Source organism: Bradyrhizobium sp. A11 (genome assembly GCF_042077125.1).
Classification (GTDB): domain Bacteria; phylum Pseudomonadota; class Alphaproteobacteria; order Rhizobiales; family Xanthobacteraceae; genus Bradyrhizobium; species Bradyrhizobium japonicum_B.
The window spans coordinates 1,409,371-1,432,709 of sequence record NZ_CP149509.1; the positions used below are offsets into that span (position 1 = coordinate 1,409,371).

A 23,339-nucleotide genomic window follows, 5' to 3' on the forward strand; every position below is an offset into this window, starting at 1 on the left:
CGGAGGGTCGCTGGATTGCTTCGCTGCGCTCGCAATGACGGAGGAGAGAGCGGCGTGCTCAACGTTGACCCTCATGGTGAGGAGCGCGCATCGCGCGCGTCTCGAACCATGCGGCCCGACAGTGGCCTCGCCCTTCGAGACGCTTGCTTCGCAAGCTCCTCAGGGTGAGGGGCGGCACTGTCACTGCCGTCCCTTCTCCTTCGGGGCTGGCGCCGGCTTGCGCGGCGCTGCGGGACGCTGCGCGGCGGGGGGGAGCTGCTGGAATCCGCCGGGGCGCTGCATGCGAGGCTGTTGTTCTGCTGGTGGTTGGCCCGGCTGCATGCCGGTGCGCGGCAGCTCGGGCTGCGGGCTGGGCTGAGATTGAATACGTCCACCACGCTGCGGCCGGATTTGCGACGTGCCGCCCGGCTGCAGGCTTTCGCCGGCACGCGGCCCGCCCGTTGGACGAGCTGTGCCTTGCTGCTGACCGCGTTGCGGCTGGCCCTGTTGCTGCTGGCCTTGCTGCCGTGCCTGACCCGTCCGCGGCGTGCCGGGCTGTACCGCGCCGCCTTGTCCCTGCCGCTGTGGCGGCTGGGCGCCTGGCTGCGTTCCTTGCCGGTCCGGCGCGCCCGGCTGCTGCTGACCTGGACGGTTGTTCGGGCCGGTCGGGCGTTGCGGCTGCTGGCCAGGCGCGGTTGCCGGTCGCAATTGTTGTTGCTGCGACGGCTGCATCGGCCGCGGGATGCGGCTGATCGCGCCCGGATTGGCGCGGCGGAAGTCGCGCTGCTCGGTGACGATCCGGCGCCCCGTGGTCTGCGCCAGATGGACCTGGCTGACGAAGCCGCGGTCGCGTGCGACCTGCTGTGCGGGAATCCTGATCGGTACCGCGGCAAAGCGCATGATTCCGGCAGCGGCTGCGCCAGGCCGGATCGCAAAGCCGCTGGCGCCTTGCGTCAGCGCGCCGAGCCGCGCGCCGCTGATGCGGTCGTCGACGTCGATGTGGCCGACGCGGCCGTCGGCGTCGGGATAGAGCTTGACGTTGACGTTGCGCGCGCCGCTGGCGGCGGCGCCTTCGGGCACCTCGACGACGCCGGTGGTGCCGCGGATGCCGAGCGTCGCCGTCGGCGTCGTGATCTTCATGCTGCCGGTCTTCGCCACTGCCGCCGCAACGAAGGCGACCGTGCCCTTGCCGATGTCGAAGATTCCGGAGTTCTGCTTGCCGCCGTCCTCATAGACGTAATTGTCGATGGTGATCTTGGAACTGGCGGAGAGATTGAACGTGGTCGCGTCGTTGAAGGTGATGCCGAGCGTGGAGTTCGACGAGGTCTGCACGACGTCGTTGAGATAGATGTCGTCACGGAGGCGCAAAGGATAAGAGTTCTTGTCGCGGATCACGGTCGCGATGCCCGTGACGGCCGCGACGTTGCCGATAGGCTCGACGGCGGTCACTTCTGCGTCAGTAGCCGGTGTCGGCGAGGCCGAGGGTGTTGGGGAAGGTGCAGGCGCCGGGTCCGCCTGCGGCTGCGCCTGAGCAAACTTGATTGCATCGGATGCATGCGCAACGCCGCCGCCCGCCAGCGGCAATGCCAGCAGCGCAAGCGCGAACACGAAGCGGCGCCAAGCCGGCATTGATGTCACGAGGAAGTCCCGGTGAGAACGCGAGGCGAGATCAGCCGATCTCAGCCGCGCGGACCTGAATGGCGGATGAACATGTGTGGTATGGGGAGGGTGAACGTCCAAACGCCACGCTGGGTGAGGGCGTGGCTTCGCCTTTGCTCGTCATCCGGGCGCGACGAAGTCGCGACCCGGAATCTCGAAGTGGGGTCCGTGGCGCGAGATCCCGGATTCGATGCTGCGCATCGCCCCGGAATGACACGCTCGGCGTGTCAGCTCACGCGCTTCCAGGTCTGACCGCCGCAGAACATGCCGCCGAAGGCGCAGCCTTGCACGCGCATCGTATTCGGGCCCTTCATCGCGATGGTCGAGTCGTAGTTGCGGCCGGAATTGGGATCGCGGATGCGGCCGCTCCACTTCGAGCCCTCGGGCTTCATGTTGATCAGGATGCGCTCGTTGGTCTTCTCGGCGTAGCCGCACAGATTGGCGCCGCACTGCTCGACCCGGACATTGCCCTTCCCCTCTTCGGTCGCCCAGATGCCGATCGGCGAGTTAGCTACGGCCACGGGCGCGGCCGCCACCGGAGCCGGAGCGACCGCCACCGCAGTGGGCGCAGCAACGGGCGCGGGCGCCGCGGCCGGCGCGGGCTGCGTCGTGGTGTCGACGGTCGGCGCGGCGGCAACGGTCGACGCGGGCGCGGCGGGGGCGACACTTGGTGCGGCCGGTACGGTCGCCTGAACCGGCGCCTGCTGCACGGGCTGCTGCTGCACCGGTGCCGGCGCGGGCTGCGCGGCCGTGGCCGGAGCCGGCGTGGTGTCGGCGTCATCATCCTTGGAGCCGCCGAAGCCCTTGAGGTTGATGTTGTTCAGCTTGATCGGTTTGTCCGACAGGCCCGGTGCGACGATGGTCACGCAGTTGAGCGAGGCGCAGTTGCGCGGCGTCTCGATGCGGATGTGCTGGCCCTCGATCTGGAACGAGATCGTATTGCCGCCGGCATGGGCGGCGGTCGAGGCGAGGAAGAGCGCGGTGGCGGCGACGGTGAGCTTGTTCATGACAACCTCCAAAATGGCGCGGTCCCGATATGGACCGAAGTCGCTGGTGGATGAAACGTGGCTCGACCCTATGCCGGGCTGGCCCGGTGTTCTGTGATGAGGGTCACAACGGCGGCGAGCGGCTGGGTGAGGCAGCGCACATTCAGCCGCAATTCCTCTGCGTAAGGTCGTCGCGACATTGAGGGAGAGGGCGATGCAACGGCTTGCGACTTCGCTTGGCACATTGATCGCGCTGATGGCGATCGCGCCGGCGGCCGAGGCCGGTTCCTATTCCGTCTCGATTGGCCGTCACCGCTTCCATGTCGAGGCGCCCAAAACGTGCCGATCCACATCCTGCGTGTCGATCTCGTCCCATCGCAGCTTTCGGCCGGCGGAAAACGCCGCGACGAGACCGGTCCCGGCGCCGATTGCCCCGAGCTCGCCGGTCGATCCGGCCATCCCACCTCGCCCGCCGCAGGCGAGCGTGGTCGCGACTCCGCCGGCTGCTCCAGCCCCGACGCTGGCCGCGGCGACATCGCAGCCCGTCGTGCCGCCGCAGACACCAAGACCAGAGCCACCGAGACCAGAGCCGCCAAGAGCCGAGGCGCCAAGAGCCGAGGCGCCGGATCCCGACCCGCCGCGCCTGGAGTCGCCGCCGGTGCCGAGCCCCGAGATCAAGCAGACCGTGGTGGTCGCACGGCGCAGCGACGACAAGCAGGCCTATACGCCGCTCGGCGAATGGGAGAGCCGGGGTGCCAAGGGCACGGTCCGCATCGAGCGCTGCGGCCCTGCGCTTTGCGGTTATGCGTTGACCGAGACCTCGCGCCGGGGCGAGAGCGTGCTCGTCAACATGAAGCCGAAATCGCACGACGTCTGGACCGGCAGCATCTACAGCCGCTCCAGCGGCAACACCTATTACGCGACGATGACGCTGAAGAGCTCCGGCAGGCTCCGCGTCGAGGCCTGTGCGCTTTGGCGTTTCTGGTGCTCGGCCAATGATTGGACGCGGATCGAAGCGCCGCGCGAGCAACTGATCACGACCTCGCGGCAATGGAGCGCGCGGTCGTAGCGCCGCACAAAATGCCGCGCTGCTTGCGGGAGAGGGCATGTCCGTGAACGCCGGCGCGCGAGGATAGAACCCCTCATCCGGCACTTCGCGCCACCTTCTGCCGCAAGGGGAGAAGGGAAGAAGCCGGCTTCGATGCGCTCGATGAGCCGCTAGATCATGCCGAGCACGATGGCGCCGACGAAGGCCATGGCGAGGTAGGCGGTGACTACGCTCAGTTTCCCGGCGAACGTCATGAATCGCTCCCTCCACGCGCGCCGCTTTGCGCGCGAGCATCATGGTTAACAGAGAGTCTCGTCTCGATAAAGTCAGCCCTGCTGTCGCTCGGTTTGCCCGGGGTTCGGCGCGCGCCGGTCGTCATGGTTAAAGAACACTGAAATCAACGTGTTGAAGAGTCTTTAAGTAAATTCACCGAACGTGCGTACATGACGCGCGGAGTTCGTTTGTATCTCGTCGGCTCCATCGTCCTTGTTTCGCTAGCGGGTTGCGGACGCGGCTTCTTCCAGGCCGAACGCGAACCGTGGCGGGCCGAGGCGGAAGCCGCATGCCTGAAATCGGGCGCGGTGAAAGAGGGGCCGGATCTCGTCCGCATCGACCCGATTTCCGGACCCGGCCAGTGCGGCGCCGAATTTCCACTCAAGGTGGCCGCTATCGGCGAAGCCTCCAGCACCTACGGCTTCGCCGACGAGCCGTTGCGGCCGCCGGGGAGCATCGGCAACCAGCCGCGCTGGCCCGTGAGGCAGCCGCAATCGAACTATCCGCAGGGCCAGAACTACCCGGCCTCCGCCTATCCGCCGCAGTCGAACTATCCTGAGAGCGCGGTGCGCCACCCGTCCGGCTACGGCGCCTCGTCCGGGCCGGTGTCGCTGAACGCACCGGGTGTGGCGGCGCAGGAGGACGAGATCGACCTGCCGCCCGATGGCACCGATGCCGCAGGCGCGGCGCGCTACATGAATTCGCCGAGCTATCCGGCACGGCCGGCGCCTTACTCGCAGGCGCCCGCGCAACAACCGCTGCCGCGCCTCGGCCCTGCGCAGGGCAATTCCGTCACGGCCGTGGGGCCCGTCGCGATCAAGCCGACGGCGACGCTGGCCTGTCCGATCGTGTCCGAGCTCGACCGCTGGCTCGCCGACACCGTCCAGCCCTCGGCGATGCGCTGGTTCGGCGTCCGCGTCGCCGAGATCAAGCAGATCTCCGCCTATTCCTGCCGCGGCATGAACGGCAACTCGCGGGCCCATATCTCCGAGCACGCTTTCGGCAATGCGCTCGACATCTCCGCCTTCGTGCTCGCCGACGGCCGCCGCGTCACCATCAAGGACGGTTGGCGCGGCATGCCGGAGGAGCAGGGCTTCCTGCGCGACGTGCAAGCGGGAGCGTGTGCGCATTTCACCACCGTTCTCGCGCCGGGCTCGAACGTCTTTCACTACGATCACATCCACGTCGACCTGATGCGCCGCGCCAGCCGCCGCCTGATCTGCCAGCCGGCCGCCGTGTCCGGCGAGGAGGTCGCCGCGCGCGCGCAGTCGCGCAGCCCTTATGCCAATGCGCGCGATTCCTCCGTCACCGGTTCGCTCGGTGCGCGCAAGAGCACGGCGCGCAAGCGCGAGGATGACGATTACATCGACGAATAGGCGCGTCCGCCAGAGCTCAGGCGGCCGTCCACCCGCTGCGGCTGGTCTGTTCAGCCAACGCTGTGCCTTCGGCAAAGCACAGCTGACGCGCAAAAATTTGCGCGGTCTCGATTTTCGACCAAATCATTGAACTGCAATCGCTATTCGTGTCCGAACGGGCGTGGCCGGCAATTGGCACAGTCGGTGCAATGAAGGGCCTGCAACGACGCAGCGCAGCCGGCGCTGTAAGCCAGCGGAACCCGTCATGCAGATGTCTGTCACCCCGCCTTACTCTGATCTCGAGCGGCGCGTGCTGGCGCGCATCACGGAGGAACGCTGGCTTGACCTTGCATCCGAACTGATCCGCACCGGTCAGCCGCGCTCCGGCAATCCGCTCGATCCCGATCTGCCGCCCGCCGAGGAGGAGGCGATCTCCATGTTGGTCGCGGGCAAGCTCGAAGCCCTCGGCATGGAGGTTACCAAGCACAGCGCGCAGCCGCACCGGCCCAATGTGCTCGGCGTGCTCAAAGGGCGCGAGGGCGCGCCGTCGTTGATTCTCAACGATCATCTCGACACCTATCCGGTGGTCGAGCCCGAGAAATGGCACATGACGGATTACGATCCGTTCAAGGCGACGCGCCATGGCGATCTGCTCTACGCACGCGGGACCTCCGACACGCGCGGCAATCTCGCCGCCTCACTGCTCGCGGTGCAGGCCCTGATCGAGGAGGGCGTGAAGTTCGATGGCACCCTGATGTGCTGCTACACCGTCGACGAGGAGCGCAACGGCACCGAGGGCTCGATCTACATGCTCGACAAGGTCGGCCTTGCTGCCGACTACGAGATCACGGCCGAGCCGACCGCCTGGGGTGACGTCAGTAAAGACTGGGGCATGAACCTCTCGGTGGCCAATTCCGGCCATTGCCTGATCGAGGTCACGGTCCAGGGGATCAAGTCGCATATCTGGCGGCCCGACATCAGCGTCAATGCCATCATGGAGGCGGCGAAACTGCTGCCAGGACTCGCGGAGATGACGTTCACCCACGTGCCGAGCAAGTTCATGGGGCATACGCCGCCCTGCTGCTCGGTGGTGCGCATCCGCGGCGGCCTGCCCGGCGAGATGCAGTTCTCGCCGGATGCCTGCATCGTCACGCTCGCAGTTGTCGGTATCGTGCCCGGCATGACGCTTGCCAGCGTAATCTCCGACATCGAGCGGCTCGGGCAGCAAACATTTGCCGGGATCAACGACGTCAGGGTCGGGGTGCGCCAGGTGCCCGGCTCGCTGTTCGTCAACGCGACCGAGCCCGTGCCGGTTGAGGAAGAGCCCTGCCGCTCGCTTCGCGCGGTCTATCGGCGCCTGATGGGCCGCGAGCCCGGCGTCAATCGCAAGAACGCCTTCAACGACACCATCCGCTTTCGCGAAGCCGGCATCAACGCGGTGACGTTCGGTCCGGGCGAGGACGGCTGGGCCGTCGACAACGAGAACATCTCCATCACCAAGTCGGTGATGGCGACGCGGATCTACGCGCTGACCATCATGCAGATCCTGGGAGTGCGCACATGAGCGTCGAGGCAAGCCCCATGGCGATTCCGATCTCCGCCGATCGTACGCGGCGGGGCAGTTTGCGGCTGCCAACGGTCTCCCGGTCGGTCTTGCTCTCCACGCTTACCGTCGCCGCGCTGCTGGCCGCATGGACCATCGTCACGGAGATGGGCTGGGCCAATGAGCTGTTCCTGCCGAAGCCGCAGGCGGTGTGGGGCGCGTTCGTCAAGACCATGACGAAGGGCTATCAGGGCGCCACGCTGGTTCAGCATCTCGGCGCCAGCCTCTACCGCATCCTCGTGGCGTTCGCGTTGGCGTGCCTCGTCGGCATTCCACTCGGCGTTCTCATGGGCGTATCGAGCAATGCGCGTGCGCTGCTCAATCCGCTGATCGAGTTCTATCGCCCGTTGCCGCCGCTCGGGCTCTATACGCTGCTGGTGATGTGGCTCGGCATCGGCGAGAGCTCCAAACTGTCGTTGCTGTTTCTTGCGGGCCTGCCGGGCATCGTGATCTCGACGATCCAGGCCGTCACCAGCGTCGATCCCGTATATGTGCGCGCGGCGCAATCCCTCGGCGCGACCCGGCGGCATCTGCTGTTTCACGTCTATTTGCCCGCGGCGGGACCATTGATCCTCGCAGGCATGCGTATCTCGCTCGGCTTCACCTACACCGTCCTCGTCGCCGCCGAGATCGTCGCGGCCTCGGCCGGCATCGGCTGGATGATCTGGGATGCCGCGAAATTCCTGCTGTCCGACGTCGTCATCATGGGCCTGATCGTGCTTGGCCTGACCGGGGTCGTGCTCGACCTGATGATGCGCGGAATTGCCAGATTATTGATGCCGTGGGCCCGAACGTAATCCTGATCGAGGAGAATCGACATGATGAAGAGACTTGTTGCCACGCTCGCACTTGCCACGTTGGCGCTCACGGCCGCCGCGCGGGCCGAGGACAAGCCGGCCAAGGTGACCGTCGGTTATCTGAATTTGGTGAACGCGCAGCTTGTCACCAAGCATCTTGGCCTGCTCGCCAAGGAGATGCCGGGTGTCGACATCAAATACGTCAAGGTCGGCGGCGGCGGCGACATGCTGCGCGCGATCGCCGGCAACGACGTCGATTTCGGCGGCCTCGGCAATCCCCCGACGGCGATCGGGGCGACCCGAGCCCTGCCGATCAAGGGCATCCTTGTGATCAATCTGCTCGACTATGTCGAGGCGATGGTGGTGCGGGCCGACAAGAACATCACGTCGCTCAAGGACCTCAAGGGCAGGACGGTCGCCGCGCCGTTCGGATCCACCACGCACTACCTGCTGTTGCAGGCATTGAAGGACGAGGGCGTCGATCCCGCCTCGATCAAGATCATCGATCTCGCGCCTTCGGACATCGCGGCCGGCTGGCTTCGCGGCGATATCGATGCCGCCTGGTTCTGGGAGCCGAACCTCGACAAAGCCGTCAAGAACGGTGGCAAGATCCTGATCACCTCGGGGGAGATGACCAAGCGTGGCTATCCGACCTGGGACATCGGCGTCGTCATGAATGCGTTCGCGGAGAAATATCCGTCCTACGTCGACAAGTTCATCAAGGCCGAATGCGAGGGAATCGATTTCTGGCTGAAGAACCCGGAGAAGACGGCCGAGATCATTGCGGAGGAGCTGTCGCTGCCGCTACCCGACGCGACACGGATGATGAAGGGCACCGGCATGGTGCCTTGCAACAAGCAGCTCACCGAGGAATATCTCGGCACAACCGCGAAGAAGGGCAGGTTTGTCGACACGCTGATTTCCACCGCCGACTTTCTGGTGAAGCAGGAGCGACTGCCGAAACTGCTGCCGCGCACCGACTTCGAAGCCTTCATCCAGCCGGTCTATCTCGAGAAGGTGATCGGCCGCTGACGCGCCGGGCCGGCGGGCTCGTCTCGCCGGCACCTCCGATTCCCATGAGCATGTGACCGACATGGATATTTCGCCTCGCCGTCTTCGCGCCGCCTATCGCAGCGGAACGCTCAAGCCGTCGGCCGTCGCCGCGCACGTGCTGTCGCGCCTGGCGGACGCCGACCAGAGCGGCGTCTGGATATCGACGGCGGGGCCCGAGAACGTCATGGCCGCGGCGCGCGCGCTCGATGCGCGCATCGGCGAGATCGACGGCCTGCCCCTCTACGGGCTCGTCTTTTCGGTCAAGGACTGCATCGACGTCGCGGGCGAGCAGACTACGTCGGCCTGTCCGGAATTTGCCTATGTCGCGAAGGATACGAGCCCGGTGGTCGCCGATGCCATCGCAGCCGGGGGGATCTATATCGGCAAGACCAACATGGACCAGTTCGCGACCGGGCTCGTCGGTGTTCGCTCGCCCTACGGCATCGCGCGCAATCCGCACAATCCTGACTACATTCCCGGCGGCTCCAGCTCGGGCGCGGCGGTGTCGGTCGCAACCGGAACGTCGTCCTTCGCGTTCGGCACCGACACCGGAGGATCGGGCAGGGTGCCCGCGTCCTATTGCGGCGTGACCGGCTTCAAGCCGGCGCCGGGCGCGTTCAGCCAGCGCGGCATGGTGTATGCGTGCCGGAGCTTCGACACCATCTCGCTCTACACGCGCGATCCCGCTGACGGCTACGACGTCTATCGCGTGCTGGCGCGGCGCGATCCCGCGGACTGTTTTGCGCCGGTGGATTTCGCCGGATGGACGGAGCAGGCGTCCCCCGCGCGGCCGCTGAAGCTCGCAGCGCCCCGGGTCGATCAGCTCAAGTTCTTCGGCAATCCGGAGACGGAGAGGCTGTTCGGCGCCGCACTGCGCCGGCTGCGGCAACTCGACCTGCCGATCACGCCGGTCGATTTCGCGCCGTTCACCTCGATCAACGACTTGATGTTCTTCGGTCCGTTCCTTGCCGAGCGCGACGTCTCGGTCGGTGCGTTCCTCGACGCCCATCCCGATGCGGGCGTCAAGATCGTCCGAGACCTCGTCCTCGGCAGCCGGAAGTTCTCCGCCGCCGATGCATACCGTGCGTCCTACGAGGTCAAGGAAGTCCAGCGTCGGCTTCGCGGTTTCTGGGATGCTCACGACGTGCTGGTGGTGCCGACGGTCGGCACTGTCCTCAGCATTGATGATGTGGCGCGCGATCCGCTGACGGCCAACTTCAACAACGGTTACTACACCAACTACGCCAATCCGCTCGGGCTCGCCGCGATTGCAGTTCCCAATGCGATGACCAGGGCGGGTGTGCCTTACGGGGTCACGTTCTTGGCGCCGGCGGGGCGGGAGCGCCTGCTCGCTGACCTCGCCTGCGCATTTACAGCTACGGCGGCCGTGCATTGAGCGTTCGCGCCGCGTTGCAATCCGACCTGATACCTCCTAGCCTTCGAGCCGTCACTCGAAGGGAGACTGATCGTGGGGCGCGGTCATGCGCATGAGGTCGCCGATCCGGGTGAGCCGTGCGCGGAGGCGCGAGCCGCCGGCACCGGGCGCTATGTGCTGAAGTCGTTGGACAAGTCCGATCTGGATCTGGTGATGCGGACCGGCAGGTTGGCGACCTACCAGAACCGCGAACATCTGCTGCGCGAAGGCGAGCCCGCGAACGGCATCCACATCATTTTGAGCGGGATCGTCGAAAGCACCCACGCCGGTACGCAGGGGCGAGAACTGATGCTGGCGACCTGGGAGGCCGGCGACTTCGTCGGCGCCCCCTACATTCTCGGCGATCATCGACATAGCTGGTCGGCGCGCGCGCTCGGCCGGGTCGAGGCGCTGCATCTCGACCAGGATGCGATCCGCCGGCTCATCGCGCAGTCGCCTTCGTTCGCAGTCGCGCTGATCGAGTGTCTCGGCTTCAAGGGCGAGACCTATTCGATGCTGGCGCAGACGCTGGCCGGGCAAAAGGCTGCGGAACGACTGGTGCTGCTGCTTGTGAAACTGTGCGAGAACGCGGCCCAGGACGAGAACGCTCCGATCTCACTCGGCCGCATCACGCAGGCCAATCTCGCGCGCATGATCGGCGCGACACGGCAGTCGATCAGCCTGATCCTCAACCGACTCCAGGACGAGGGCATCATCTCGACCGGTCCGACCAAGATGGTCGTCAATGATCTCGCCGCGTTGAGAAAGCAGGTGACGGACTAGATCGAGCCGCTGTCGTCATCTCGAGCCTGTTGTCGACGGTGCCAGCCCCATGCAGCGCTGCACCTCGCCCGGGACGTTGTAGGTGCGCATGATGTGGCGGCTGTCGCGCAGGCCCGTCGCCTCGCGCTGGACCACGAACATCCAGAGCGCCTGGCCGGCTTCCAGCACCAGCTTGCGCCTGGCCGGCTGCATCGAGGCTGCAGTTCCCGCGGCGGCGTGAGCGGCGTCAAACTCGCGCAAGCGCGCCAGCGCCTGTTCGAGGGCGCGGCCCATTCGTCCGAGTGCCGAGGCCTGTTCCTGGACGATCTCGTAGTGGAGGATGTCGACCGGCGGGCGAAGATCGCGAGACATGGCCGCAATATAATGCCGCCCCGCCTGCAGGTGCAACGCGCCGCTACTTCGTCTTGTACGCCGCCAGGAACATCCGCGTGGCGCTGTCGACCACCTCGGCCATGCGCTGTTCCGACGGTGCCGGCGCGGCCTGGAACACGAAGGGCAGGAAGAGTGAAGCCTTGGCCAGTTCCATGAACTGCGAGGCGGCAAGATCGCAATCCTCGATATCGAGATCGCGCGCGACCACACGGGCCTTGAGATAACCGGAGAGGCGGCTGATGCTCTTGTCCAGCACCCGCGCATAATAGCGGCGGCCGACATCAGGCATGCGTTCGGCGATCGCCATCACGGTCCGGATCGCCGATCCGCCACCGGGCCGGCAGATCAGGTGAAGGTAGGCGAGGCCGAATTCCCTCAGCGTGGCCTCGGCATCGCGGGCAGGATCGAAGTTGAACACGACCTGGCCGTGCTGGAGGGCCTCTTCCTCGATGATGGCTTCGAACAGCGCGGACTTGTCGGCGAAGTAGACGTAGAGCGTGCCCTTAGAGACCTGCGCGGCGCGCGCGATCTCGCCCATGCTGGCGCCGTCGAAACCCAGATCCATGAACACCTTGCGGGCACCGTCCAGGATCTGGCGACGTTTGGTGCCGTCCTCCTCCTGGACGGCGTGTAGATGGTCGCGGCCGGCTACAACCATTGGTTTAGGGTCTCGGAAGATTTTCTGATCAGCTGAACGGTGAAACGCAAATATTAAGGGATTCGGCTCAGTAGGGTGCCGCTTAGAGCCATTTATGTATATTGACCGAACCGTTCGGTCAATGATATTTGAGATCAGCGACAGGGAAAGCGGCCTCCGGCCGGCCGTCCTCGATCGCCTTTTGTGGAGGCCTTGATGGCGGCATCGAGAGACCAGGCTGCGCGAGTCCTTCGCCAGGAAGCGGCGGAGCAAGCCGGCGGTAACGCTGCGATCGAGAACTCTGCTCCCGTTACCGAGCACTTGCGCGGTGAAAGGGTCGAGGAGGCCAAGCGCCGCCCCGCTGAGGCGCTGGAGAAGCCCGCGACTGACGAGCCGGCTGTAGCAGCGCCGGACGCACCCGCAGGCGGTGCTCCCAAATCCGGCAAGCGCAAATTCGTCCTGATGGGCGTTGGTCTGCTGCTCGCGCTCGCCGTCGCGAGCTATGCCGGCTATTACACGCTGGTCGGCCGCTTCTACGTCTCCACTGACGACGCCTACGTCCGCGCCAACAACACCATGCTGGGCGCGCGGGTGTCTGGACACGTCGCCTCGATCCTCGCCGGCGACAACACGCCGGTGCGCGCCGGCGACGTCGTCCTGCGCATCGATGACGGCGACTACAAGATCGCGGTCGAGGCCGCCGCCACGAAGATCGCGACCCAGCAGGCCGCCATCGACCGCATCGGCCGCCAGGTCGCCGCGCTCGACAGCCAGGTGGCGCAGGCCAAGGCTCAGCTCGTCTCGGCCCAAGCGGGCCTGAAGCGCGCCGATCTCGATTACGAGCGCCAGCAGGCGCTGAGCACCAAGGGGTTCGCCTCGCGTGCAGTGTTCGAGAGCTCGGAAGCCGGACGCGACCAGGGCGCCGCCGCGGTCAAGGCCGCGCAGGCCGCCTACGACGTTGCCGTCAGCAATGTCGAGGTCGCCAAGGCGCAGCAGGCCGAAGCGCAGGCCCAGCTCGCCGAGCTCAAGACCACGCTCGCCAAGGCCGAGCGCGACCTCAGCTTCACGGCGGTGCGTGCGCCGGTCAACGGCACGTTCTCCAATCGCCTCGTCAACACCGGCGACTTCGTCGCGGTCGGTCAGCGCCTCGGCAACATCGTGCCGCTGGACGACGTCTACATCGACGCCAATTTCAAGGAGACGCAGCTCAAGCGCATCCGTCCCGGCCAGCCGGTGACGATCAAGGTCGACGCCTACGGCATGCGCAAGTTCTCCGGCGTGGTCGACAGCATCGCGGCGGGCGCGGGCTCGGTGTTCACGCTGCTGCCGCCCGACAACGCCACCGGCAATTTCACCAAGATCGTGCAGCGCGTGCCGGTCCGCATCCGCGTGCCGAAGTCGGTGGCGAAGCAGAACCTGCTCCGGGCCGGCATGTCGGTCTATGCCACCGTCGACACCAACAAGGGCGCCGCCGACGCCGACAGCGAGGTCGATCTCGACGATCCCGCGGTCCATCCGCAGTAGGATGCGGTGAAATGAATCGCGCTGCAGCCGCAAGTGCAGGTGCGCTCCCTCTCCCGCTTGCTGGAGAGGGCTGGGGAGAGGGTGCTTCGGCAATGGGACAGTCCCCTAGCGGAGAGAACCCTCACCCGGCGCTGCGCGCCGACCTCTCCCGCAGGCGGGAGAGGTGCACCGACCCCGCGGCTGTCAGGATTCCGAGCTGACCCATGGCAACCGCCACCACCGCTTCACCTACCATGATGGCGGACCCGGCGTCGGAGCGCATCGCGCCGAAGCGGCTGTTCGCCTTCATCATCATGGTGTTCGGGATGTTCATGTCGATCCTGGACATCCAGATCGTCTCGGCATCCCTCAGCGAGATCCAGGCCGGCCTGTCGGCAAGCTCCAGCGAAGTCTCATGGGTCCAGACCGCCTATCTGATCGCCGAGGTCATCGCGATTCCGTTGTCGGGATTCCTGTCGCGCGCCTTCGGCACGCGGCTGTTGTTCGCGATCTCGGCCGCCGGCTTCACCGCCGCGAGCCTGCTCTGCGGCTTTGCCACCACCATCGAGGAGATGATCCTTTGGCGCGCGCTGCAGGGATTCCTCGGCGCCGGCATGATCCCGACGGTGTTCGCCTCGGCCTATACCGTCTTCCCGCGAACGAAATTCCACATCGTCGGCCCCATCATCGGGCTGGTCGCGACCCTCGCTCCCACCATCGGCCCGACGGTCGGCGGCTACATTACCGACCTGATGTCGTGGAACTGGCTGTTCTTCATCAACGTCGTGCCCGGCATCGGCATCACCGTCGGCGTGCTGGCACTGGTCGATTTCGACGAGCCGCATTTCGAGCTGCTCGACCGCTTCGACTGGTGGGGCCTGCTGTTCATGGCGAGCTTCCTCGGCACGCTGGAATATGTGCTGGAGGAGGGCCCGCAATATCAATGGATGCAGGACACGTCGGTCGCGATCTGCGCCTGGATCTGCGGCATCTCGGCCATCGCCTTCTTCTGGCGCGTCTTCACCGCGGCCGAGCCGATCGTCAATTTGCGCACCTTCTCGGACCGCAATTTCGCCGTCGGCTGCACGCTGCAGTTCTGCATCGGCATCGGGCTCTATGGCCTGACCTACATCTATCCGCGCTATCTCGCCGAGGTGCGCGGCTACAGCGCGCTGATGATCGGCGACACCATGTTCGTCTCCGGCATCACCATGTTCCTGGTCGCGCCGCTGGTCGGCCGGCTCATGGCGAAAGTCGACATGCGCTACATGATCGCGTTCGGCCTCGTCGTGTTCGCGCTCGGCTCCTACCAGATGACCTGGATGACGCGGGACTATGATTTCTATGAACTGCTGGTGCCGCAAATCCTGCGTGGCGTCGGCATGATGTTCGCGATGGTCCCGACCAACAACGTCGCACTCGGCACGTTGCCGCCCGACAAGGTGAAGAACGCGAGCGGCGTGTTCAACCTGATGCGCAATCTCGGCGGCGCGCTCGGCCTCGCCGTCATCAACACGGTGCTCAACGACCGCACCGACCTTCACATCAGCCGCCTGCAGGAGCGCGTGACCTGGGGCAACGCCACCGCTACCGAAACCCTGAGCATGTTCATGCAGAAATTTCAGGGACTTGGCGATTCCGCGCTGATGGCCATGAAGCAGCTTTCCCAGCTGGTTCATCGCCAGGCCGTGGTGATGAGCTTCGGCGATGCCTTCTTCATCCTGACGCTGTTCTATCTCGCCCTCAGCTTCCTGGTGCTGCTGCTGAACAGGCCGCCGTCGCCGTTCGGCGCCGGGGGCGATGCGCACTAATTTGCAACACTCGTCCGTGATCTCGCACGGGCCCCGTTGCAATGCGCGCGCCACACATCTATAAAGCGCACCTCATTCAATCGAACCGGGAGGGATTTGCATGATTTCGTCGCATTCGCAGATCGTACGCCCGCGCTCGATGATGACCTCGATCACGTTCTGGCTCGGTATGTACGCGGCCTGTTAGAGGCCTCTTCCGCCAGCTTCGATTGGGCCAAGGTTTCGACCAAGCGTCCCGATCACTCCGCTTCCCAAGCCAAAGTCAGTTTTGAGTGACGCCGTTCGGCCCTCGTGGCCGGCCTGTGTCCGTCGATGGAGCCGGCCCGCGCGTGCGGCCGGATGATGTCATGACCGCTCTGTCCAAGAGACCCGCCGCCATTCGCGTGGTGCTGCCCTTCGTGTTCCGGCACTGGCTGAAGCAGCCGGGGCGCGGCCTGATCGTGGCCGGCGGCCTCCTGGGTGCGACCATCGCCGATTTATTCATGCCAGTGTTCTCGGGGCACCTGGTCGATGCGCTGACGCGTGGTCCGTCCGATCCCGAGGCGCGCCACGCCGCGCTGGTGGCATTCGGCGCGATCGTGGCGCTGGGCGCGGCCTCGATGGTGCTGCGGCTTATCGGACTGCAGGCGATCGTGCCGTACACGCTGAAGATCATGTCCGACGTCGCGCAGGACGCGTTCACCCGCGTGCAGCGCTTATCGACCGACTGGCACGCGAACTCCTTTGCAGGCTCCACGGTGCGCAAGATCACCCGTGGCATGTGGGCGCTCGACCTGCTCAACGACACCCTCCTGATGGCGCTGGCGCCTTCGCTGCTTGTGCTGGTCGGCTCGATGATCCTGATCGGCGTGCACTGGACCTCGCTCGGCCTCGTGATCGCGATCGGGGCGATCCTCTACGTCACCACCACGGTCGTGTTCTCGACGCGTTACATCGCGCCGGCCGCACGCGTCTCCAATGCCTGGGACACCAAGGTCGGGGGCACGCTGGCGGACGCGCTGACCTGCAACGCGGTGGTGAAATCCTTCGGCGCCGAAATGCGCGAGGAGGCGCGGCTGGCCCGCGTCATCAACCGGTGGCGGGTGCGCGTGCGGCGAACCTGGTTTCGCTACAACTACACCGCCATGGCGCAGCTGTCGCTGCTGCTGGCCTTGCGCGCCTCCGTGATCGGCGGCTCGGTGCTGCTGTGGATGTCCGGGCATGCCTCGCCCGGCGACGTCACCTATGTGCTGACGAGCTATTACGTCATCCATGCGTACTTGCGCGACGTCGGCATGCACATCAACAACCTGCAGCGCTCGGTCAACGACATGGACGAGTTGGTGGCGATCCATGACGAGCCGATCGGGATTGCGGATGCGTCCGATGCGCGGCCGATCGCAATCGAGGGCGGCGAGATCGTGTTCGACGACGTCACGTTCCATTATGGCGGCCATCGCGCGCCGCTCTACGACGGGCTGTCGGTGACGATCCGGGCCGGCGAACGCGTGGGACTGGTCGGACGCTCGGGCTCCGGCAAGACCACCTTCGTCAAGCTGGTGCAGCGGCTCTACGACGTCAGCGGCGGCCGCGTGCTGATCGACGGGCAGGATATCGCGCTCGCCACCCAGCAGTCGCTGCGCGGTCAGATCGCGATCGTGCAGCAGGAGCCGATCCTGTTTCACCGCACGCTTGCGGAGAACATCGCCTATGGCCGGCCGGGTGCCAGCCTGGAGGCGATCGAGCAGGCGGCGCGGCTGGCGAATGCGCACGACTTCATCCTGCGCCTGCCGAAGGGCTATGGCACGCTGGTCGGCGAGCGCGGCGTGAAACTGTCGGGCGGCGAGCGGCAGCGCGTGGCGCTGGCGCGCGCGTTCCTGGCGGATGCGCCGGTGCTGATCCTGGACGAGGCGACCTCGAGCCTCGATTCGGAATCGGAGGCGCTGATCCAGCAGGCGATGGAGCGGCTGATGAAGGGCCGCACCTCGATCGTAATTGCGCACCGGCTGTCGACGGTAAGGAGCCTCGACCGCATCCTGGTGTTCGACCGCGGCGAGATCGTCGAGCAGGGCACCCACGCCGTGCTCGCGAGCAAGCCCGGCGGCATCTATCGCGGCCTGTTCGAGCGCCAGGTGGTGGAGCTCGGACATATCGCGGCGGCGGAATGACGGCGCGGGGCGGCGGGCACCCCCGCTGTCACGCCGCCGAGGAATGCGTCAAGGATGGAACGACATGAAAGACCTGACGAACGGCTCCATCGTGAGACACATCCTGGCCATGGCCCCTCCGATTATGGTCGGCATGGTCACGATCATGATCTGCCAGCTGGTCGACCTCTACTTCGTGTCGGGCCTCGGCGATGCCGCGGTCGCGGGCGTTGCCGCGGCCGGCAATGCCGGCTTCCTCGTCAACGGGCTGATGCAGGTGCTGGGCGTCGGCGCGGTGGCGCTGATCGCGCATGCCGTGGGACGCAAGGACCGGGCGGATGCAAACCGGATCTTCAACCAGGCGATGGTGCTGTCGGTGCTGTTCGGAGTGTTGACCCTGCTCGCAGGTGCCGCGCTATCGCGCCCCTACATGCATTCGATCGCCGCGGACCAGGCCACGATCGAGGCCGGGACCACTTACCTGCTGTGGTTCATGCCGGCGCTCGCGCTGCAGTTCGCGACCCAGGTGATGGGATCGGCGCTGCGCGCCACCGGTATCGTTCGTCCCGTCATGCTGGTGCAGACGCTTGCCGTGGTCATCAACATCGCCCTGGCGCCGGTTCTGATCACGGGATGGGGCACCGGCCATGCGCTCGGCGTTGCCGGCGCAGGGCTGGCGAGCTCGATCGCGGTCGCCGTCGGCGCGCTGATGCTGCTGGTCTATTTCTGCAAGGTCGAGCGCTATGTCGCCTTCAGCGCGGCGCAGTGGCGGCCGCATCCGCGCCATCTCATGCGCATTCTCGACGTCGGCCTGCCGGCCGGTGGCGAGTTCGCGATGATGTTTATCTTCATGGCGGTGGTCTATTACGTGCTGCGCGATTTCGGCGCGGCGGCGCAAGCGGGATTCGGCATCGGGCAGCGCGTGCTCGGCCTGATCAACATGCCTGCGCTCGCGGTCGGGCTGGCGGCCGGGCCGATCGCCGGACAGAATTTCGGCGCAGCCAACGCTGCGCGCGTGCGGGAAACTTTCATTAAGACCGCTTTGATCGTCACGCTCGTGATGGCCAGCTTCATGATCCTTGCGCAGGTGAGGCCGGAGTTGCTGCTCGGCGGATTCTCGAACGACCGCGAGACCATGGAGATCGCCTATCTGTTCCTGCGGATCATCTCGCTCAACATGATCGCGCAAGGGCTGATCTTCACCTGTTCGAGCATGTTTCAGGCCCTCGGCAATACCAAGCCGGTGCTCTTGACCTCGGCGACACGCGTGTTCACCTACTCCCTGCCGGCGATCTGGCTCTCGACGCAGCCGGGCTTCCGCATGGAGCACGTCTGGTATCTCTCGGTCGCGACGACCACGTTGCAGGCCGGCTTGAGCCTGTGGCTGTTACATCGTGAGTTCAACAAGCGCCTGACTTTAGTGCTGAAGGAGAAGACCCCGGAGCAGGATGGCCCCGAACCCGTCGCGCCTCTCGCCCGCGAGCCGGTGTGACGGCAGCTTGTTCCTTGCGTTGCGTTCGTTGGAAGGACGGAAGAGCTAGAGCATGATCCGGAAAAGTGCGCAGCGGTTTTCCGGCAAGATCATGCGCAAACAACAATCTAAAGCGCGATGACGATTCATCCAAATCTCATCGCGCTTTAGAGCGCGCCGAGACTGTTCCAGACCAGGGTCAGGCCGGACAGGAACAGCAGGCCGAGCACGACATCGCCAAAATGCTTGTCGTTGAGGGCATGATAGACGCGTGCGCCGGCCCAGGCGCCGATCAAGGTACCTGGAAAGGCGACCAGTGCGAGCCAGACCACTTTGAGCTCGACGAGACCCGATGCGGTCTGCAGCACCAGCGCGGTGGCCAGCACCGTGAAATTGAAGAGCTGGAAGATGCCGCGCCGCTCGTGCTTGTTCCAGCCGCGGATGTTGGCCCACAGGATCGGTAGCGGACCCGACAATCCGGCAAGGCCGCCCAGGATGCCGCCGGCAAAGCCGATCGCGCCGTCGGCGATGCGGCCGCCGAACGTGATCGCGAGCGGCCTCTTGTTCAGATACATCGCGCTCGAAAAGATCAGAATTAAAATGCCGACGCTCAGCTTGAACACTTTGGGATCGGCCGAGGCGATCATCATGGTCCCCAGCGGCACACCGGCCAGCCCTCCGATCAGGAACGGCCAGACCAGCGAGAGGTCAAAGCTCTTCCACATCGACGGCAACGTCGAGGTCTGCGCGATCACCGAGCAGATCAGCACCAGCGGCACCGCGAGCGAGGGCGGCAGCACGTAGAGCCAGATGCCGAGCGCCATCAACGCCGTGCCGAACCCTGCCAGCCCCGAGACGAAGCCGCCGGCCAACGCGCCGAGGAGCAGCAGGACGTAGGTGAGCATTTCCAACGGATTGTCCTTCGCCGCGGCGATCCCGAATTGTCGATCGCCGCCGCCCGCATAGCACGCTTGCTGCCGTGCAAGTCAATCCATCCCGCATGCAAGCGTGATCTGCGGCGCGTCGAGCTTTCGCGAAGGGCGGCGACGATCGTGCGCTGCGGCCATCGCCCTCGTCGTCGATGGTCTAGACGATTTGCCTGGTGTCGGCGGGCTTCTGCAGCGCGCCGACCAGGATGCGCAGCGCTTCCGTCAATTCAGATCTGTTCCGGGCCGCCCCCAGCGAGACGCGGGCCGCGTGCGGCGGCATCCCGCCAACCGTGAAAGCATCGGCGGCGACGACTGCAAGTCCGTTCCGCAGCAGATCTGCGGCGACATCGGGCCGGCGCTCGGGCAGCCGCAGCCATAGATGATGCGCTGCCGGCCTTGCCAGGAATTGGAAGCCCTTCAGCGTGCGTTGCGCGAGCTGCTGCCGGCCGATTGCTTCGTTGCGAATGGCGGTGATGATGCGATCGGCAACGCCGGTCTCGATCCAATGCGTCACCAGTGCGACCATCAGCGGCGCCGGCATCTGCACGGTCGCCTGCAGGGACGTACGCATCTGTCGCTGCGCGCCGCCGTCGGGCGTCACCAGATAGGCGACGCGCAACGCCGGTGCGATGCATTTCGACAGCGTGGTCGCGAGATAAGTCCGCTCGGGAATGAGATTGGCGATCGGCGATGCCGAGCGGTCGAGCAGGCCGTAGGCGTCGTCCTCGATCAGGATCGTGTTGGCGTCGCGGATGATCTTTGCAACGGCACCGCGCCGCTCGGCAGAAAGCGTCGCTGTGGTCGGATTGTGCAACGTCGGAATGAGATAGACGGCCTTAGGCTTGTGCACGCGGCAGGCCTGGGCCAGCGCATCGGGCAGGATGCCGCCATCATCCATGGCGATCCCGACGAGCCTGATGCCGAGCTGCACGGCTGCGGCCTTGATGCCGGGGAATGTCAGTGCCTCCGTCAGCACGATATCCCCGGGCCTCGCGAGGTGCGCGAGCAGGTTGAACAGGATCGTCTGCGCGCCGGGAAAGACCACGAGCCTGTCGGCATGCGCGTGCGGCACCCGCCCGCGCATCCAGCGCGCCGCGACCTCGCGCTCATGCGCGCTGCCGCCGGGCGGCTGGTAGTTGAGATACGCCGTCAGGCCCGATTGCGCGCGGATGGATTCCAGCCCGGCGATGATGCGTTCGTCGAGCTGCGCCTCCAGCGGATGCGGCGGCACGTTCATCGACAGATCGATCGCGACGGGATGCGGCAGGTCGACGGCGCGGCGCGCGCTGGTCTCCGACACGAACGAACCCTGTCCGACCCGCGCCTCCAGGATGCCGCGGCGCCGCGCCTCGGTGTAGGCGCGCGTCACCGTGGTGAGATCGATGCCGAGGGCTTTCGCCAGCGCGCGCTGCGTCGGCAGCTGTTGGCCGCGCACCAGCCGGCCGGCGGCGATGTCCGCCTCCATGGCCTCGACGATGCGGTGGTAGCGCGGGCCTGACAGCTCCGAGATTGTCGGGATCCAATCCATGCAATTCCGGCCCTTATCCTTTGAATGTATGGATACAGCCTATTATTGTATGGGTCGTCGAAAAGGAAGAGGTGTGGTCATGGCGGCCGGTTCAGTCTCTCTGGGGAAGGCGATGTGGCGCAGCTTTCGCGGCAAGTGCCCGAATTGCGGCGAAGGGCATCTCTTCGGCCGTTTCCTGAAAGTCGCCGATCATTGCGATCATTGCGGCGAGGAGCTGTTTCATCAGCGCGCCGACGATTTTCCGGCCTACCTCGTGATGGTCGTGGTCGGACATCTCGTGGTGCCGGCGATCCTCGCGGTAGAGACCGCCTATGCGCCGCCGGAATGGTTGCAGCTTGCCGTGTGGCTTCCGGTGACGCTGTTCGCCTCACTCGCACTGCTGCAGCCGACCAAGGGTGCCATCGTGGGGCTGCAATGGCAGCTCGGCATGCACGGATTCGAGGCGGGAAAGCTGCGGCGCGAAGCGGGCGAGCTCGCGCCCGTGCTGGGGAAGGCCGACGCCCGCGCCGCCTGAGGCGGCGTTTACATCACGCGGCCGGTCGCTACACTCCATCGTCGAAACAACAACGATGGAAACGCCGATGGCCGCCCGCGCGAACACCTTCCTGCTCTGTCATGGCGCATGGTCCGGCGGATGGGCCTGGAAGAAGATGCATCCGCTGATGGCTGAGGCCGGTCATCGCCTGGTGACTCCGACCTATACGGGCCTGGGCGAACGCGCGCATCTCGCCAGCCCGGCGATCGATCTCGACACGCACATTCAGGACATCCTCAACGTCATCAGATTCGAGGATCTCGACGACATCGTGCTGCTCGGTCACAGCTATGGCGGCATGGTCGCGACCGGTGTCGCCGACCGCGCCCGCGAGCGCGTGAGGCAACTGATCTATCTCGATGCTTTCGTGCCACGCGACGGCCAGTCGCTGTTCGACCTCAACGAGGGTGGGCGGGAGCCGATGCGCAAGGCAGTCGCTACCGGCGACGGCTATCGCATTCCGCCGAACCCGCCGCCGCCGGATACGCCGCAGGCCGATCTCGACTGGCTGAACGCGCGCCGGGTGCCGATGCCCATCAAGTGCTTCGAGACGAAGCTGAGGCTCGAACATGGCGAGCCGACGATCCCGCGCAGCTACATCTATTGCACCCGCATCCCGCCGGGCGATGTGTTCGGGCAATTCGCGACGCGCACGAAGAACGAGAAGGGATGGCGCTATTTCGAGCTCGACGCCAGTCATGCACCGAATGTCACCGCGCCGGAGGCGCTGTTGGCAGTGTTGGACGAGATCGTCGCCTAATTCTCGCTCGTCATTCCGGGGCGCGACGAAGTCGCGAGCCCGGAATCCATTCTTCCACCAACTCTGCCGGCCGATGGATTCCGGGCTCGCGCTACGCGCGCCCCGGAATGACGACGTTGAGGGCGACGTGCTCGGCCAAAATGGTGAGGGGCCCGGCGCATTCACGCCGAACCCCTCGTTGCAAGATATCAGCCGGCCTGTAAGCCGGGTTCTGTAGGGCACGCCCGCTTGCGCGGACGATACGTGACGGCCATTCCTCTGGGACCGTGTTTGCACACGGCCTCGAGCAACCTACCCGGACAGCGGGCCTGACATCGCCCCGCGGCGTTATCGCTTTCGCGAACAGCCCGCTACGCCGTCCCTATTCGGTTTTGCTCCCGGTGGGGTTTGCCATGCCGGCTCCGTTGCCGCAGCCGCGGTGCGCTCTTACCGCACCTTTTCACCCTTACCCCGCGAAGCCCGAAGGCGAAGCGGGGCGGTTCGTTCTCTGTGGCACTTTCCCTGGGGTCACCCCCGCCGGACGTTATCCGGCACCGCATGTCAAGGGAGCCCGGACTTTCCTCCCCGGCGGCCTTTCGGCACCTGCCGGAGCGGCCGTCCGGCCGACTGACCGGTAACGCATGGGGCATTTGTGACCGTCCCGTCAAGCCGATATCGCCGAGCGCAGGCCTGCAAAACAGTTCTCTGAAGATGTGTGCCCAGTGCGTCCGGGACACG

At 65.8% G+C, this 23,339-nt stretch carries 19 protein-coding genes and 1 other RNA gene; 13 read left to right on the forward strand and 7 right to left on the reverse strand.

What is annotated here, in order from left to right; translation table 11 throughout:
• Positions 1-180 precede the first annotated feature (180 nt).
• Positions 181-1,608 (reverse strand): FecR domain-containing protein, encoded by a 1,428-nt coding sequence (locus WI560_RS06550; protein WP_375308787.1) that lies wholly within the window; start codon positions 1,606-1,608, stop codon positions 181-183.
• Positions 1,609-1,865: 257 nt separating this feature from the next.
• The gene (locus tag WI560_RS06555; RefSeq protein WP_375307344.1) at positions 1,866-2,645 is read right to left on the reverse strand and encodes a DUF2147 domain-containing protein; all 780 of its coding nucleotides are present in this window, start codon (positions 2,643-2,645) and stop codon (positions 1,866-1,868) included.
• Between the two features lie 193 nt (positions 2,646-2,838).
• Here WI560_RS06555 and WI560_RS06560 point away from each other — a divergent pair, with 193 nt between their 5' ends.
• From WI560_RS06560 to WI560_RS06590, 7 genes are all read left to right on the forward strand, one after another.
• The gene (locus tag WI560_RS06560) at positions 2,839-3,693 is read left to right on the forward strand and encodes a DUF2147 domain-containing protein (protein WP_375307345.1); all 855 of its coding nucleotides are present in this window, start codon (positions 2,839-2,841) and stop codon (positions 3,691-3,693) included.
• Between the two features lie 422 nt (positions 3,694-4,115).
• A complete protein-coding gene (locus WI560_RS06565; protein ID WP_375307346.1) occupies positions 4,116-5,321 on the forward strand; it encodes an extensin family protein in 1,206 nt (401 codons plus the stop codon).
• A gap of 244 nt (positions 5,322-5,565) precedes the next feature.
• Positions 5,566-6,864: a M20 family metallopeptidase gene (locus tag WI560_RS06570; RefSeq protein ID WP_375307347.1), complete on the forward strand. Its 1,299-nt coding sequence runs from the start codon at positions 5,566-5,568 to the stop codon at positions 6,862-6,864.
• Entirely contained in the window at positions 6,861-7,700 is an 840-nt protein-coding gene (locus WI560_RS06575) for an ABC transporter permease (protein WP_375307348.1), read from the forward strand. Before WI560_RS06570 ends, WI560_RS06575 begins: the two co-directional genes overlap by 4 nt.
• Before the next feature lie 21 nt (positions 7,701-7,721).
• Positions 7,722-8,732 carry an ABC transporter substrate-binding protein gene (locus WI560_RS06580; protein WP_375307349.1) on the forward strand — a complete coding sequence of 337 codons (1,011 nt, stop codon included), beginning with the start codon at positions 7,722-7,724 and terminating at the stop codon, positions 8,730-8,732.
• A gap of 61 nt (positions 8,733-8,793) precedes the next feature.
• Positions 8,794-10,149, forward strand: coding sequence for an amidase family protein (locus tag WI560_RS06585; protein ID WP_375307350.1), 1,356 nt, complete (start codon positions 8,794-8,796; stop codon positions 10,147-10,149).
• 72 nt (positions 10,150-10,221) lie between these two features.
• On the forward strand, positions 10,222-10,950 hold the full coding sequence (locus WI560_RS06590) for a Crp/Fnr family transcriptional regulator (protein ID WP_375307351.1): 729 nt from the start codon (positions 10,222-10,224) through the stop codon (positions 10,948-10,950).
• A gap of 15 nt (positions 10,951-10,965) precedes the next feature.
• Here the strand turns inward: WI560_RS06590 and WI560_RS06595 are convergent, their stop codons facing one another.
• Positions 10,966-11,301: a DUF6665 family protein gene (locus tag WI560_RS06595; protein WP_375307352.1), complete on the reverse strand. Its 336-nt coding sequence runs from the start codon at positions 11,299-11,301 to the stop codon at positions 10,966-10,968.
• Between the two features lie 43 nt (positions 11,302-11,344).
• Positions 11,345-11,980 (reverse strand): TetR/AcrR family transcriptional regulator, encoded by a 636-nt coding sequence (locus WI560_RS06600; protein ID WP_375307353.1) that lies wholly within the window; start codon positions 11,978-11,980, stop codon positions 11,345-11,347.
• Between the two features lie 195 nt (positions 11,981-12,175).
• Here WI560_RS06600 and WI560_RS06605 point away from each other — a divergent pair, with 195 nt between their 5' ends.
• From WI560_RS06605 to WI560_RS06620, 4 genes are all read left to right on the forward strand, one after another.
• Positions 12,176-13,483 carry an HlyD family efflux transporter periplasmic adaptor subunit gene (locus WI560_RS06605; protein ID WP_375307354.1) on the forward strand — a complete coding sequence of 436 codons (1,308 nt, stop codon included), beginning with the start codon at positions 12,176-12,178 and terminating at the stop codon, positions 13,481-13,483.
• A 203-nt stretch (positions 13,484-13,686) separates the two neighbouring features.
• Positions 13,687-15,273: a DHA2 family efflux MFS transporter permease subunit gene (locus WI560_RS06610; RefSeq protein WP_375307355.1), complete on the forward strand. Its 1,587-nt coding sequence runs from the start codon at positions 13,687-13,689 to the stop codon at positions 15,271-15,273.
• Positions 15,274-15,620: 347 nt separating this feature from the next.
• The gene (locus tag WI560_RS06615; protein WP_375307356.1) at positions 15,621-17,420 is read left to right on the forward strand and encodes an ABC transporter ATP-binding protein; all 1,800 of its coding nucleotides are present in this window, start codon (positions 15,621-15,623) and stop codon (positions 17,418-17,420) included.
• A gap of 64 nt (positions 17,421-17,484) precedes the next feature.
• Positions 17,485-18,891, forward strand: coding sequence for an MATE family efflux transporter (locus tag WI560_RS06620; protein ID WP_375307357.1), 1,407 nt, complete (start codon positions 17,485-17,487; stop codon positions 18,889-18,891).
• Positions 18,892-19,037: 146 nt separating this feature from the next.
• Here WI560_RS06620 and WI560_RS06625 read toward each other — a convergent pair whose 3' ends face one another.
• Positions 19,038-19,781, reverse strand: coding sequence for a sulfite exporter TauE/SafE family protein (locus WI560_RS06625; RefSeq protein ID WP_257195483.1), 744 nt, complete (start codon positions 19,779-19,781; stop codon positions 19,038-19,040).
• A gap of 175 nt (positions 19,782-19,956) precedes the next feature.
• Positions 19,957-21,327 (reverse strand): PLP-dependent aminotransferase family protein, encoded by a 1,371-nt coding sequence (locus tag WI560_RS06630; protein ID WP_375307358.1) that lies wholly within the window; start codon positions 21,325-21,327, stop codon positions 19,957-19,959.
• A gap of 79 nt (positions 21,328-21,406) precedes the next feature.
• On the opposite strand from WI560_RS06630, the gene WI560_RS06635 reads away from it, so the two are divergent.
• A complete protein-coding gene (locus WI560_RS06635; RefSeq protein ID WP_375307359.1) occupies positions 21,407-21,841 on the forward strand; it encodes a DUF983 domain-containing protein in 435 nt (144 codons plus the stop codon).
• A gap of 67 nt (positions 21,842-21,908) precedes the next feature.
• Positions 21,909-22,622: an alpha/beta fold hydrolase gene (locus WI560_RS06640; RefSeq protein ID WP_375307360.1), complete on the forward strand. Its 714-nt coding sequence runs from the start codon at positions 21,909-21,911 to the stop codon at positions 22,620-22,622.
• A 184-nt stretch (positions 22,623-22,806) separates the two neighbouring features.
• Here WI560_RS06640 and rnpB read toward each other — a convergent pair.
• Positions 22,807-23,232, reverse strand: an RNA gene (gene rnpB, locus WI560_RS06645) — RNase P RNA component class A.
• Positions 23,233-23,339 lie beyond the last annotated feature (107 nt).